Genomic DNA, 13,190 nt, shown 5'->3' with positions numbered 1-13,190 from the left:
CGCCGGCGGCGCCTGGAACGACACGCGAACGCCCAGAACCAAGGAGACGCAGCGCATGCGGTTTCGTCCGGATCCCACCTTTTACCCGTCGCCGCGCCTGGCGATGGAGGCGCCGCCCGAGCGGCTGGCCTACGTGACCGCGCTCCATGCGGGCGCCGCGCTGAAGCGCCCGGGCGAGCCGCGCCACGACGCGCTCACGGTCGTCGATCTCGATCCGAGGTCGCCGGCGTACGGCACCCTGGTCTCGGTCAACGAGCTGCCGACCTACGGCGACGAGCTGCACCATTCCGGCTGGAACGCGTGCAGCGCCGCCCTGTGCCCCTACGCGCCGCACCCCCACGTCGAGCGCCGCTTTCTCCTGCTGCCGGCGCTCCGCTCGTCGAACATCTTCGTCTTCGACGTCAAGCCGGACCCGCGCCGCCCCGAGCTCGTCCACACGGTGCGCGCCGAGGAGATCGCGAAGCGGGCCGGCTACTCTCGCCCGCACACGCTGCACTGCGGCCCCGACGGCATCTACGTGAGCGCGCTCGGCGGCCCGGACGGCGACGGGCCCGGGGGCATCTTCGTGCTCGACTGCGAGAGCTTCGATGTGCTCGGCCGATGGGAGATCGATCGCGGGCCGCAGTTCCTCCACTACGACTTCTGGTGGCACCTCGGCCACGACACCCTCCTCACGAGCGAGTGGGGGACGCCGAAGATGATCGAGGACGGCGTGAACCCGGAGCTCCTGCTCGGCAAGAAGTACGGTCACAGCGTTCATGTATGGGACATGCGGAAACGCAAGCACCTCCAGGCGCTGGATCTCGGCGACGAGCACCAGATGGCGCTGGAGCTCCGCCCCGCCCACGACCCGACCAAGGCCTATGGCTTCGTCGGCGTCGTCGTGAGCGTCAAGGACCTCTCCGCCTCGATCTGGCTCTGGCATCGCGACGGCGACCGGTGGGCGATCCGCAAGGTGATCGAGGTGCCGGCCGAGCCCGCGGATCCCGACCTCTTGCCGCCGCTGCTCAAGGGCTTCAAGGCGGTGCCGCCGCTGATCACGGACATCAACCTCTCCCTCGACGACCGGTTCCTCTACGTGTCTTGCTGGGGCACAGGCGAGCTCCGCCAGTACGATGTATCGGACCCGTTCCACCCGAAGCTGGTCGGCTCGGTGCACCTCGGCGGCATCGTGCGACGGGCGGCGCATCCCCGCTCCGGGCCGCTGCGGGGCGGGCCGCAGATGGTCGAGGTGAGCCGCGACGGCCGGCGCGTCTACTTCACGAACTCGCTGTATGCGTCGTGGGACGAGCAGTTCTATCCCGAGGGCGCCTCTGGCTGGATGGCCAAGATCGATGTGGCGGCGGGCGGGGGCCTCTCGGTCGATCCCGAGTTCTTCGTCGATTTCGGCCCGCTGCGCCCTCACCAGGTGCGGCTCGAGGGGGGCGACGCGTCGTCCGACTCGTTCTGCTACCCCTAGCCGGCCATGATGCCCTGGCTCACGCTGGCGCTCCTCGGCGCCTATCACGGCATCAACCCTGGCATGGGCTGGCTGTTCGCGGTCGCCCTGGGCCTGCAGGAGAAGAGCAGCGGCGCGGTGCGGCGGGCGCTCGTCCCGATCGCGCTCGGCCACGCGGCGTCGATCGGCCTCACGGTCGCGCTGCTCGGGATCGGGCTCGCGAGCGTCCCCGCCGCGGCGCTCCGGTGGCTCACGGCGGCCGCGCTCGTCGCGTTCGGCGCGCTCAAGCTGGTGAGGCCGCGCCACCCGAGGTGGGTCGGGATGCGCGTCGGCTTCCTCGACCTGACCTGGTGGTCCTTCCTGATGGCCACCGCGCATGGCGCGGGGCTCATGCTGCTCCCGGTCTTCCTGCTCGGCGCCGAGAGCCCCGCTCCGTGCCACGGCGGCGGGTGCCACAACGCGGCTGGCCTGTCGCTCGCGAGCCCGCTGGGCTACCTCGCCGCGGTCCTCGTCCACACGGCCGCCATGATGGGGGCGGCGGCCGCGGTCGCGCTCGTGGTCTATCACAAGCTCGGCGTCGCCATCCTTCGCACCGCCTGGTTCAACCTCGATCGGGCCTGGGCCGTCGCGCTCATCGGGGCCGGCGTCATCGCGGTGCTGCTCTGACGTCCGCTGTGACGGGCGACCGGGCGACGGCCCGGCTCCCGAGCTCGCCGACACCCCGCTTGAACGCGGGCCGCCTCGTGTACCTCCTCCCCAACCTGATCACGCTGTCCTCGGTCTTCTGCGGCTTCGACGCGGTACGGCTCTCGGCCTCCGCGCGGTCCGACGACGACCTCCAGCGCGCCGCGCTCCTCATCCTCCTCGCGATGCTCGCCGACACGCTGGATGGCCGCGTCGCGCGGATGACCCGGACCGAGAGCGCGTTCGGCGCCCAGCTCGACTCGCTGGCCGATCTCGTCTCCTTCGGCGTGGCCCCGGCGCTGCTCGTGTATCAATGGTCGCTCCACCGCCTCGGTCTCGCCGGCGTGCTCGGCGGGTCCGTGTTCGCCGCGTGCGGCGCGATCCGGCTCGCCCGCTTCAACGTCCTCTCCATGGGCGAGGCGGGCGGGCCGCCGTCGCCCCCGAGGTACATCGTGGGCCTCCCTGTCACGGGCGCCGCGGGGGTCCTGATAGCGATCGTCATGACCCGCCGCGGCGCGGGCGGGCAGCTCGGCGGCGCCGGCGTCGCGCCGGCGGTCCTCGCGACGACGCTGCTCGTCTCGATGCTGATGGTGTCGACGCTCCGGTTCCGCTCGTTCAAGGATCTCCGGCCGGGCCCCCGCACGCTGCTGGCCATCGCGCTCGCGCTCGGATCGAGCGCGCTCCTCTCCGTCCGCTGGGGGCCCGCGCCCGTCCTCGCCTGGGGGCTCGGCGTCTATGTCCTGCTCGGCGTCGTCGAGTCGCTCTGGCGGCTCCCGGCGCTGCGGCGCGGCGCTCCGGCTGCGCGCGATGCACACGATGCGCGCGCCCGGGGAGGCGACGAGCGGCCGTAGCGCGGCCCGCCGATCACGGCCTCCCCGACTGCCAGTACCCGTTCCCCTGCTGCTTCCACCACTTCACCCCGGCGTTCGGGGCCCCCGGCCACGCGCGATAGGTGTAGATCCCGTCGTCCAGAAGACAGATCGGGTCCTGGTGCTCGTGGCTCAAGCAGACCTTCCCGGGCCCTCTGTCGTACTCGAGGTAGTAATCCACCTGCTCGGGGTCCTGTAGCCCATCACTCCAGATATTTTTCGTTCGCGCCTCCCATCTGCCCATCGACACATAGGTGAACGTTCGATGGGTGGTCCCGGTGACCCCCCCGGCCCTGGTGGTCGGCCCGGAATACGCATAGATCATCATCTGCGCATAGGCGGCCGCCGACGTGAGCGACACGACGGCCAGAGTAGCGAGACCGCGGCGTAGCTTGCTCATGGATCACCCCTCCTGCCATTGAGAGAACGATGCTCGCCTCGAGCGATCGGCTGGGCGTCAGGTTCTCCTCCGGCCTTGACGCGCTCCACCATCTGGAGCCCTGGCGCTGACCGTCAACCCTGTGTACCTGCCTGTGGGGTAGGACCGCTCGCGCGGCCGCGAGCAGGCTCGTGCTGGCGGCGCACGCGGCGCTTCAGCGCTCGACCTCGATGGGCTGTCGCGGAGATCTGGAGCGAAGGAGCTGGTTGGCCGCTCGGCGGGACCAGCCCGATCGACTCCTCTGCAAACGCTGGTTCAGGGGCGGCCACGGGGGACGACGACCCGGGGCCAGCGGGGCGCTCCACGCTCGTCCGGGTGGCGCCTCAGAGCGCCGAGCCGTTCGCGCGACGGCCCGGAGAGGCGCTCGCGCCAAGGGTGCTGTGCAGGGCGAAGGGCGCTCCCGGGGAGGCGTCGGGGCTGCGGTTCATCGAGACGCCGTCCCGCGCCGCGAGCCGGCTCGCGTAGGTGACGGTGTCCACGGTCGCGCCCGAGGCGTTTCGCAGCGTGACCGTGTCCCCGCTGTTGCCGAAGCTCAACGACCCCGTGGACGCCGCGACGGCCCCGCTGCCGCTCGGCACGGCGGAGGCGCCGCCAACCACCACGATGGCCGTCGAGGGCGCGAGCGACGCGCCGGTCGGGAAGGTGTGCCGCGTCGACGTGCCGTCAGAGAGCGTCCAGCCGGCGAGGGCCGCCGCCGCCGTGCCGACATTGACGATCTCCACGAACTCGCCGGCCGTGTTGCTGCCCGGCTCGTTCGCGAGGACCTCGTTGATGATCACGGCGGTGGTGCCCGTGCCCCCGCCGCCGCCGGCCCCGCCGCCGCCGGCCCCGCCGCCGCCGCCGGCCCCGCCGCCGCCGCCGGCCCCGCCGCTGCCGCCGGCCCCGCCGCTGCCGCCGGGGACCAGGAAGTCGCGCACGACGCCCATGTGCTGCATGTTCGAGGCGCCGCTGTCCGACGAGAGCGCGGGGCTGATCTCGGAGAGCGGCGAGTAGACGCGCGTGTCCGCCACCAGGCCGTTCGCGAAGCTGCTCCCGCCGATCACGACGGCCGTCTCGTACGCCTCCAGGTCGCCGTCGACGAGCACCCAGTCATAGGGCTTCGTCCTGCCGGCGTTGGTGTTCGCGTTCCCGTTCACGTCGGCGGGATAGGGCCCGGCCGTGACGACGACGTCCGAGAGGCTCGAGACGCACGCCTCGGTCCGGCTCCCCGTGTTGAAGTCGCCGCCGATCACCAGGTAATCGCCCTGGGCGACGTTCGCCGCGATGAACGAGGCGAGGTTCTGCGCCTCCGTGTTGCGCGCCGCCGCGCTGGACGTCAGGAGGTGGACGCTGATCGCGAACACGTGGCCAGGGCCGGGGATATCGATGCGCGCCCACGCGAAGTCCCGGTTGCTCACCGACGTGTCGTCCCACTCGCCGGACGCCACGATCGGCCACCGGCTCACGATCCCGTTCGGGATCTGCGCCCCGCTCTCGCGGTAGTAGCTGAACCCGGCGCCGAACGTCGCGTCCACGAAGGCGCGGAGCTCGGAGGTGGTATTGCCGCCGTAGTTGAACTCTTGCAGCAGGGCGATGTCTGGCTTGATTCCCCGCAGGATGCGCTTGCCGTGCCCGGGATCGTAGCTCTGGTGGTTGTCGCTCGTGATGTTGGCGGCCATGAGCCGGACGCGCGTCGACAGCGCGTCGCTGTGCTCGCCGAGGAGCTCCGCTTCCGCGCCCTCGTCCACGTCGAGCGGCGGATCGGCCGCGCACGCGGCCATGGCGAGCGCCGAGGCGAGCAGAGACAGCCGAACCCATAAGGATCGCTTCAAGCGGGAAGACGTCGATCGCATCGCGCTGCACCAGACCTTTCCGGGGATCGTCTCCTGAAGCACCCCTCGAATTTCCTGGGAAAATTCGCAGGGAGGCGGGGAGTGAAATACCACCGATCTCCCCGTCTCCCCGCCTCCCTGTTGAATTCTTCTCTGAAAATGCGAGCAAAACGAGGGGGTTGTCAGGAGCGCCTCATGACAGCACGGAACGAGGGCGCGGCGGTGTCGCGTTCGTCCCTGTTTCATGCAGTGATGATGCCGTTCCGGTCACGGACGGACGACACCCGACGTCGGGCGCCCTGGTCGGCTCAGCGGCTCGCCATCGCGAACGCGATCCCGCTCTGGAGGGAGCTCTTCACCGCGCAGCGGCCCATGTCCGCGCCGCGCTCGGCGAGGCGCTGGGCGACCTCGGGGCGGATCCCCGTGAGGACCACCCGCGCGCCGAGGAGGCCCGCGACCCGCACCGCCTCGAGCAGCGCTTCCATCGCCGGCGGATCGATCTCGTCCACGCCGGTCAGGTCGATGATCGCGATCCGCGTGCGGCGGTTCGCGATGCCGCGCGACAGCGCCTCGATCATGCGGCGCACCCGCCCGGCCTCGAGCGGGCCGATGAGCGGCACGACCACCACGTCGTCGCGGATGGGGATGAGCGGCACGGACAGCTTCGCCAGCGCGGCGTCCTGGGCCTTGATCACCTCCTCCTGCAGCCGCGCGCGCTCCTCCTCGGCGCGCTTGCGCTCCGTCAGATCGATGCCGGTCATGATGACGAACCGGACCCTCTCGTCCCTGCTGCGCAGGACGGCGCCCGACCACGCCGTCACCCGGCGGGCGCCGTCTGCAGCCGTCCACGGCACCTCCACCTGCCTCTTCGACCCGCCCGCGCCGAGCTGCTCGAAGAGGCCTTTGAGCTGCGCCGACGCGCGCGGATCGGGCGTGAGATCCCAGAGGAACCGGGCCTCCCGGAGCCCCCGCGCGCTCCCCAGCGCCTGCTCGGCGGCGCTGTTCATGCGGACGATGCGGCCGCGCGCGTCGAGCACCACGATGAGGCCGTCGACGAGATCCATGACGGCCGCCATGAAGTCCCGCTCCCTGCTCAGCATCTCCTGCCCGTGCTTGCGCTCGAAGATGCGGCCGAGCTGCCGCGCGATGCGGCCGATGGTCGCCGTGAACTTCCCGTCGTCCGCGTGCTCGGCGTCGGAGAGGAACTCCAGCACGGCCACGACGTCCGCGCCGACGACCACGGGGAACGCGAACCCCGCCTTCACGCCCAGGTTCCTCGCGAGCCTGGCGCGCGGGAAATTGGCGTCCACCGTGACGTTGCGCACCCACGCCGGCTGCTTCGAGGCGAGCACCCTCCCGGGAAGACCGAGCCCCGCGGTGAACTGTGTCGCTTCCGTGACAGCCTTGAAGGTCGCGAACTTTGCTTCATCGCTCAGGTGCCAGAGCGCCGTGGGAAGGAGCAGAGACGGATCGTCCGGGGCCGGCACGTACGCATGCCCGACCGGCCAGCCGAGGTGATTGCAGATGTGCGTGATGGTGCGATGTAGCGCCTCGTCGACGCTCGCTGCCTCGTGGACGTCGACGGTGACCACCCGGAGCAGGTCCACGAGCGACCGCTCATCCGTCAGGACATTGTCGAGCCTCAATCGGGCCTGCGCCGCCAGTTCATCCGAGCGTTTGAGGGGGCAAGTCATGCATGAAGCCGTAACATGCGCCATGTATCGAATCCGTTTCGACGCGGCGTCGTCTCGTTCCGCTCGTTCCGCTCGTTCCGCTCGTTCCGCTCGTTTGCCATTGACCGGCGCGGCGCGCTCGGCCCCCGGGCGGCGCCGCGGTGACCTCGCCGGGCCGGCGGCGGGCGCGCCGGGGATCCCGGGAGATCACGGCGCTCGCCATCCGAGTCATCCGAGTCATCCGAGTCATCCGAGTCATCCGAGTCATCCGAGTCGTCGCTGGACGGTGGTGCGCTCTTCCCCTTAAGGTGTCGACTGCCGCGGCGAGGCGGCGTGCGCGGGCGCGCGGGGCCGTGAAGCAGGCGACGGCCGCGGCGTCCTCTCCGGCTTCTGCTCCAGGCTCTGACGGCTTCTGACGGACAAGGATGATGATGCTCTCGAACTGTCTTCGCCGGTGTGCGTTCGTCGTGACGTTGCTGGCCGCCGTGCCGGCGCTCGGGGCGCCTCCGCCGGACGGCGCGGCGGCCGAGGCGCAGCAGGCCGCCCGGACCAAGGCGCACGAGGGGCTCAAGCTGTACGGCGCGGACCGCTGGCAGGAGGCGTTCGACGTCTTCCAGGAGGCGGATCGCCTCTTTCATGCGCCGACGCTGGTGCTCTACATGGCGCGGTGCCAGCGCAAGCTCGGCCGCCTGGAGGCCGCGCGCGACCTGTACGAGCAGGTCCTCGGCGAGCCGCTCCCGGAGGATCCGCCGACCGCGTTCCTCGAGGCGCGGAAGGACGCCGAGACCGAGCTCGCGGGCGTGCGCGCCGCGCTGGACGCGGCCGCGGTGAAGGCGCCCCCCCGCGCCGAGCCCGCGGCGCCGGTCGCGGCGGAGGGCGGCGGCTCGCTGGTCCCCGCCGGCGTCGCGTTCGGGCTCGGGGCGGTGGGCATCGGCGTCGGCGCCGTGACCGGCCTCATGTCGCTGTCGCAGGTCTCGGACATCAGGTCGGCCTGCGAGGGCCGGCGCTGCCCGGCCGAGCTGCAAGGCGACGCGGACGCAGCGACCACGCTGGGCCACGTGTCCACGGTGAGCTTCGTCGTGGGCGCGGCGGCGGCCGCGGCGGGCGTCGTGCTGCTCGTGGTCCGGCCCGGCGGCGGCAGCGCGTCCGAGGCCGCGGGCGCGCCTGCGGCCGCGGGCGCGCCGCCGCGAGCGCCGCGCGGCGTGGTCTGGAGCGCCGGGGTGGGCCTCGGGCGGATCGAGCTCCAGGGGAAGTTCTGAACCATCTCGTCGCGGGTGGTCAGGCCCTGCGCGACGGCGCGATCCTCGACGTTGTCGAAATCGCAGCGGTGGTCCAGGGACTCTCTCCCTGCCGTGTGTTGGTATCGCATAGCGCGCGCCGTCGTGTCGCGCGCACATGGCTCCCCATCTCGGGGGCGGCCGAGCCGCGTGTCGATGGCGAGCCGCACCTCGAGGCGAGTCAGCGTCGCCCCGCTGCAACAGGGATCGCCGCCGCCGAGAGCCATGTCCTCGTTTCGCGCTGGTGCCGGTCAGGTCATGTGTTGAGTGACGAGCTGTAAAGACATTTTAATAAGCCTGATGTCGCGAGCGTGGCGCAAGGTGGCGAGGTAGGGGCGCGCGCCGGCGCGCCCGCTCTTCCGGCGGGGCGAGGGCGATCCGGGCGCCCTCCGCGCTCGGTCGGCTGCGCCGCTCGGGTCGCTGCGAGCGCACCTCGGCCGCGCTCTCTGGTAGCGTGGGCCCGTGCAGCCTCGCGCCACCGCCTGCCGCGTCCCTCCTGCGATCGTCCTCGGGGCGGCCGTCGCCGTCCTCGCCCCGGCCTCGGCGAAGGCCGCGGATCCGGCGCCCGCCGTCGCGATCGACCTCGGGGGGGGGCCGCTCGATCTCGTGCTGGTGAAGGGGGGGCGCTTTCGCCAGGGCTCGCCGCCCGCGGAGGCCGGGCGCGGCGACGACGAGGCGGTCCGGGACGTGACCCTCGGCCGCGACTTCTACCTGGGGAAGTTCCCCGTCACGGTCGGGCAGTTCGCGCGCTTCGCCGCGGAGACCGGCTACCGCACGGAGGCCGAGGTCGGCGCCTCCGGCGGGTTCGGGTTCGACGGCAAGGGCCTCTCGCAGCGCAAGGAGTTCACCTGGAGGACTCCCGGCTTCCCGCAGACCGACGTGCACCCGGTGACGCTGGTGACCTTCAAGGACGCGGGCGAGTTCACGCGCTGGCTGACGCAGAAGACAGGCCGCGCCTTCGACCTGCCGACGGAGGCGCAATGGGAGTACGCCGACCGCGCGGGGACCCAGACGCGGTTCTACGCGGGCGACGCCGACAGCGCCGCGGCCGCCATCGGGTGGTTCAAGGGCAACGCGGGGAGCGGGACGAGGCCTGTCGGGCAGAAGCAGCCGAATGCCTTCGGCCTGCACGACATGAGCGGCAATGTCTACGAGTGGTGTCGCGACTGGTACGGCCCCTATGCGCCCGGCCCGGCGGTCGACCCCGAGCAGAAGGCGCCCCCGGCCGGCGACAAGCCCCGCCGCGTGCTGCGCGGCGGGTCGTGGCTCAAGGACGCGAAGCACCTGCGCGCCGCGGCGCGGTACCGCAACGACCCCGGCAGCCGCAACGCGGACAACGGCTTCCGCGTGGTCGCCGCGCTCTCGGCGAGCGCCCCTGCCGCGGCGCCCGGGCCGACCCCGCCGCCGGCGGCGGCCGCGCAGGCGCCGCGCTCGAGCTCCTGGTCGACCGCGGCGACGGTGGGGTTCGTCGGCGGCGGCCTCGTCCTGGCGAGCGCCGTCATCGGCCTCATCGGCCTGCTCGTGCACCGCGCGGCCGGCCGCAAGCCGATGGCCGGGGCGCCGCCCGGCGTGACGTTCCGGCCGCAGGGCGACGGCTTCTGGCTGCACGCGCCCCCGCACCTGCACGGGTTGATGCTCCACTACCGCTGCCTCGTGAAGGGCGCGATGCGGCGCGCCTCGGTCCCGATCGAGCCGGGGCCGCGCGGGCAGTTCGTCTACACGGGCGGCGTCCCGTACGCCGTGGAGGTGGAGCAGATCGGCGCGGCCGCGTGGGCCGCGCCGCGCGCGGCCGGGTGGGCCGCCGCGCCGTCCGCCGCGCCGCGCGCGGCCGCCGGGGGGCACAGGGCGCGGGACCGGATCTCGAGCGCGCCGGACGTGGCCACCGCGCCGTTCCGCGGCTATCCGTCGGCCTACTGAGCCGCGCCGCGCGATCTTCGCATATTTCGCATGTCTCGCATGTCTCGCATGTTCCGCAGCTCCCGCATGCGCCACCCGCTCTGCGCCGTCTTCGCCGAAGCGCCCGCGCACCGCGCCCGCGCCGGCCGCACGCTGCGCGCGCTCCGGCTCGCCGGGCTCGCGCCGGTCGACCTCACGGCGGCGCCGCTCGCGGCCGCGGCGGAGGCGCTCGCGGCGGGGCCGGTGTGGCTCGTGCGCGGGGGCGCCTGGCCTGCGCCCTCCGCGGCGATCGAGCCGGACCCGTTCCCGCCGCCGAGCGACACAGGGCTGCCGCTCTGCGCGCTCGGCGCCGTCCTTGCGCCGATCGATCTGCCGGCGGTCGTCCCTGCGCGCGCCGACGCCACGGCGTGGGCCGAGCTGCTGCGGGCCACGGGCGGCGAGCTGAGCCGCGCCGCGCGCGCCCGCCGCGCGCCGGGGCTGCCCCGCGCGGCGAGCGTGTACCTCGACGGGGCGCTCGCCGCGGGCGTCGCGGCGCGGCTCGGCGCGGGCGAGCCGCTCGACGCCGCGCTCCAGGGCGAGCTCGGGGCGCGGCGGGCGCGCGTGGTGCGGCACGCGCCGCTCGACGTGTGCGACGACGCGGCGCCGCGGGTCGCGCAGGTGGTGACCAGCTTGCAGCAGGGGGGCGCCGAGCGGATCGCGATCGACCTCGCGAGGGAGCTGCCGCGGCGCGGCGTGCGCTCGCTCGTCTGCGCGGTGTACCGGCCGACCCGCGCCACGTTCGCCGCGCCGCCGGGGGCGCTCGATCTGTCCGATGCGCGCGGCGACCGGGAGGCGCGCTTCGACGCGCTCGCCCGCGGGCTCGCCGCGTGGGGCGCGGATCTCGCGCACGCGCACCTGCTCGACGCCGAGGACCTCGCGCGGCTGTCCGCGCGCGGGTACCGCCCGCTCGTCACGGTGCACAACGTGGCTGCAGGCTGGCCGGCGGGCCTCGATCGCCTCGCGCCGGACGACGCGGCGCTGCTCGTTGCGTGCGCGCGCGCGGTCGAGGCGGAGCTCGCGCAGCGCGCGCTGCCGATCCCGGCGCGCACGGTCTGGAACGGCATCGACCTCGCGCCTGCGGAGGCGGCGCGCCGGGCCGAGGCGACGGAGGCGCGTCGGTCCGGGTCGGGGGAGGCGGCGTGTCGGTCCGGAGGGGCGGAGGCGGCGCGCCGATCCCGGTCGGCGGAGGCCGCGGCGTGGCGGAGGCGCCTCGAGATCGCGCCGGACGACCTCGTCCTGCTCGCCGTGGCGAACCCGCGGCCGCAGAAGCGGCTGCACCTGCTGGCTGGAATCCTCGCGGCCACGCGGGCCGCGCTGGCGGCGGCCGGCGACCCGCGGGCGGCTCGGCTCGTCGTCGCCGGGAGCGCCTCGCCGGGCAGCGAGCAGGCGCTGGCCGCGGAGGCGGAGATCCGGCGCGAGGTCGACCGGCTCGGCCTGCGCGCCGAGGTGCGCTTCGCGGGGGCGGTCGGCGACGTCGCCGGCCTGCTCGCGGCGGCCGACGTCCTCGTGTCGCCGAGCGCCCACGAGGGGCTGAGCCTCGCGCACCTGGAGGCGCTCGCGGCGGGCCTTTCGGTCGTCGCGACCGGCGCCGGTGGCACCGCGGAGATCGCGGCCGAGACGCCGGCGATGGTCCACCTGCCGCTGGATGCCGCGCCCGAGCGGTTCGCCGGGGCGATCGTCGCGGCGGCGCGCGCCGGCGCCGCGGGGGAGGCGCGCGACGCGCCGACGAGCGGCCGGGACGTCGTGGCGGAGGCGCGCGCCGGTGCAGGGTCGCCGAGCGGCCGGGAGGTCGTGGCGCGGCACTTCAGCCTCGCGCGGATGGCCGAGGGCTACGCGCGGCTCTACCCGCGGGCGATCGCGCGCAACCGCGGCCTGCGCCGGCGAGACGGGCTGCTCCTCGTCACGAACAACTTCTCGATGGGCGGGGCCCAGTCGAGCGCGCGCCGGCTGCTGCTCGGCCTCGCGGCGGCCGGCGTGCGCGGCCGGGCGGCCGTGATCGAGGAGCAGCCGGAGTACCCGACGCCAGGGCGGCGCGCGCTCGTGGCCGCGGGCATCCCGGTGCTGGCGGTGCCGCCGCCGGCCGACATCGAGCCGGCCGAGGCGGTGGAGCGCCTGCTGCGCGCGATCGAGGAGGACCCGCCGGAGGCCGTGCTGATGTGGAACGTGATCGCCGAGCACAAGGTGCTCCTGGCCGACGGGCTGCTCGACGTCCCGCTCTTCGACATCAGCCCGGGCGAGATGTACTTCGCCTCGCTGCGCCGGTATTTCGCGTCGCCGCGCCGCGGGCTGCCGTACCGCGCGCCGCGCGAGTATGGCGCTCGCCTCGCGGGGGTGATCGTCAAGTACGGGGCCGAGGCGGCGCTCGCCGCCGAGGTGCTCGGGGCGCCGGCGCACGTGGTGCCGAACGGCGTGGCGCTCGGCCCGCGCCCGGGTGCGGCGCCGTGCTCGCCGGCGCCCGAGCCGCGCGCGTCCGGCGGCGGGCGGGCGCGGCTCGCGATCGGGACGGCGGCGCGGATCCACCCGCACAAGAAGCTCGACGAGCTCCTCGCGGCGCTGCGCCTCGCGGCGCCGCGCCTGCCGCCGCACGTGCTGCGCATCGCGGGCGGCGTGGAGCGCGGCGCCGAGGCGCACGCCGAGGAGCTGCGGAAGACGGCGGCGGGGCTGTCGGTCGAGTGGGTCGGCGAGCTCGCCGACACGCGCGCGTTCCTGCGCGAGCTCGACGTGTTCGCGCTGATCGCCGAGCCCGCCGGGTGCCCGAACGCGTCGCTGGAGGCGATGGCCGAGGGGCTGCCGGTGGTGGCCACGGCGGTCGGCGGCATGTCCGAGCAGGTGGACGACGGCGTGACGGGCCGGCTGGTGCCGCAGGGCGACGCGGAGGCGCTCGCCGCCGCGCTCGTGGCGCTCGGCGCCGATCCGGCGCGGCGGGCGCGCATGGGGGCGGCGGGGTGGGAGCGCGCGCGGGAGCGGTTCTCGCTGGAGAGGATGGTCGCCGATTACGTGGGCGTGTGCCTGGGCGGGCGGGACGTGCGTGGAGACTAGCCAGTACAGCGTTGCCCAAGGACGA

At 74.0% G+C, this 13,190-nt stretch carries 9 protein-coding genes; 6 read left to right on the top strand and 3 right to left on the bottom strand.

The window, feature by feature from the left end; translation table 11 throughout:
• The first annotated feature begins 55 nt into the window (after positions 1-55).
• The 3 genes from WMF27_RS33440 to pssA all read left to right on the top strand — a co-directional run bounded on the left by WMF27_RS33440 (position 56) and on the right by pssA (position 2,973).
• Positions 56-1,459: a selenium-binding protein SBP56-related protein gene (locus WMF27_RS33440; RefSeq protein WP_437764811.1), complete on the top strand. Its 1,404-nt coding sequence runs from the start codon at positions 56-58 to the stop codon at positions 1,457-1,459.
• Positions 1,460-1,465: 6 nt separating this feature from the next.
• Entirely contained in the window at positions 1,466-2,104 is a 639-nt protein-coding gene (locus WMF27_RS33435) for a hypothetical protein (RefSeq protein ID WP_437764812.1), read from the top strand.
• A 77-nt stretch (positions 2,105-2,181) separates the two neighbouring features.
• On the top strand, positions 2,182-2,973 hold the full coding sequence (pssA, locus tag WMF27_RS33430; RefSeq protein WP_437943252.1) for a CDP-diacylglycerol--serine O-phosphatidyltransferase: 792 nt from the start codon (positions 2,182-2,184) through the stop codon (positions 2,971-2,973).
• A gap of 13 nt (positions 2,974-2,986) precedes the next feature.
• Here pssA and WMF27_RS33425 read toward each other — a convergent pair whose 3' ends face one another.
• The 3 genes from WMF27_RS33425 to WMF27_RS33415 form a co-directional block, all read right to left on the bottom strand.
• Positions 2,987-3,391: a hypothetical protein gene (locus tag WMF27_RS33425; protein ID WP_437764814.1), complete on the bottom strand. Its 405-nt coding sequence runs from the start codon at positions 3,389-3,391 to the stop codon at positions 2,987-2,989.
• Positions 3,392-3,753: 362 nt separating this feature from the next.
• A complete protein-coding gene (locus WMF27_RS33420; protein ID WP_437764815.1) occupies positions 3,754-5,262 on the bottom strand; it encodes a lamin tail domain-containing protein in 1,509 nt (502 codons plus the stop codon).
• A gap of 287 nt (positions 5,263-5,549) precedes the next feature.
• Positions 5,550-6,887 carry an STAS domain-containing protein gene (locus tag WMF27_RS33415; protein WP_437764816.1) on the bottom strand — a complete coding sequence of 446 codons (1,338 nt, stop codon included), beginning with the start codon at positions 6,885-6,887 and terminating at the stop codon, positions 5,550-5,552.
• A 452-nt stretch (positions 6,888-7,339) separates the two neighbouring features.
• Here WMF27_RS33415 and WMF27_RS33410 point away from each other — a divergent pair, with 452 nt between their 5' ends.
• The 3 genes from WMF27_RS33410 (at position 7,340) to WMF27_RS33400 (ending at position 13,165) form a co-directional block, all read left to right on the top strand.
• On the top strand, positions 7,340-8,173 hold the full coding sequence (locus WMF27_RS33410) for a tetratricopeptide repeat protein (protein WP_437764817.1): 834 nt from the start codon (positions 7,340-7,342) through the stop codon (positions 8,171-8,173).
• Positions 8,174-8,653: 480 nt separating this feature from the next.
• On the top strand, positions 8,654-10,108 hold the full coding sequence (locus WMF27_RS33405; RefSeq protein ID WP_437764818.1) for a formylglycine-generating enzyme family protein: 1,455 nt from the start codon (positions 8,654-8,656) through the stop codon (positions 10,106-10,108).
• A 48-nt stretch (positions 10,109-10,156) separates the two neighbouring features.
• Positions 10,157-13,165, top strand: a complete 3,009-nt coding sequence (locus WMF27_RS33400; RefSeq protein WP_437943251.1) for a glycosyltransferase — start codon at positions 10,157-10,159, stop codon at positions 13,163-13,165.
• Positions 13,166-13,190: the final 25 nt, after the last annotated feature.

This window comes from Sorangium sp. So ce281, assembly GCF_051527395.1.
Lineage (GTDB): Bacteria > Myxococcota_A > Polyangia > Polyangiales > Polyangiaceae > Sorangium > Sorangium cellulosum_B.
Note: the sequence above shows the minus strand (reverse complement) of the source record. Positions and strands in the feature narration are given on the sequence as shown.

What these genes read in the sequence shown, in the direction of transcription:
- WMF27_RS33440 (WP_437764811.1), top strand. Translation starts at nt 56, where the DNA reads ATGCGGTTTCGTCCGGATCCCACCTTTTACCCGTCGCCGCGCCTGGCG.
- WMF27_RS33435 (WP_437764812.1), top strand. Translation starts at nt 1,466, where the DNA reads ATGATGCCCTGGCTCACGCTGGCGCTCCTCGGCGCCTATCACGGCATC.
- WMF27_RS33425 (WP_437764814.1), bottom strand. Translation starts at nt 3,391, where the DNA reads ATGAGCAAGCTACGCCGCGGTCTCGCTACTCTGGCCGTCGTGTCGCTC.
- WMF27_RS33420 (WP_437764815.1), bottom strand. Translation starts at nt 5,262, where the DNA reads ATGCGATCGACGTCTTCCCGCTTGAAGCGATCCTTATGGGTTCGGCTG.
- WMF27_RS33410 (WP_437764817.1), top strand. Translation starts at nt 7,340, where the DNA reads ATGATGATGCTCTCGAACTGTCTTCGCCGGTGTGCGTTCGTCGTGACG.
- WMF27_RS33400 (WP_437943251.1), top strand. Translation starts at nt 10,157, where the DNA reads ATGTTCCGCAGCTCCCGCATGCGCCACCCGCTCTGCGCCGTCTTCGCC.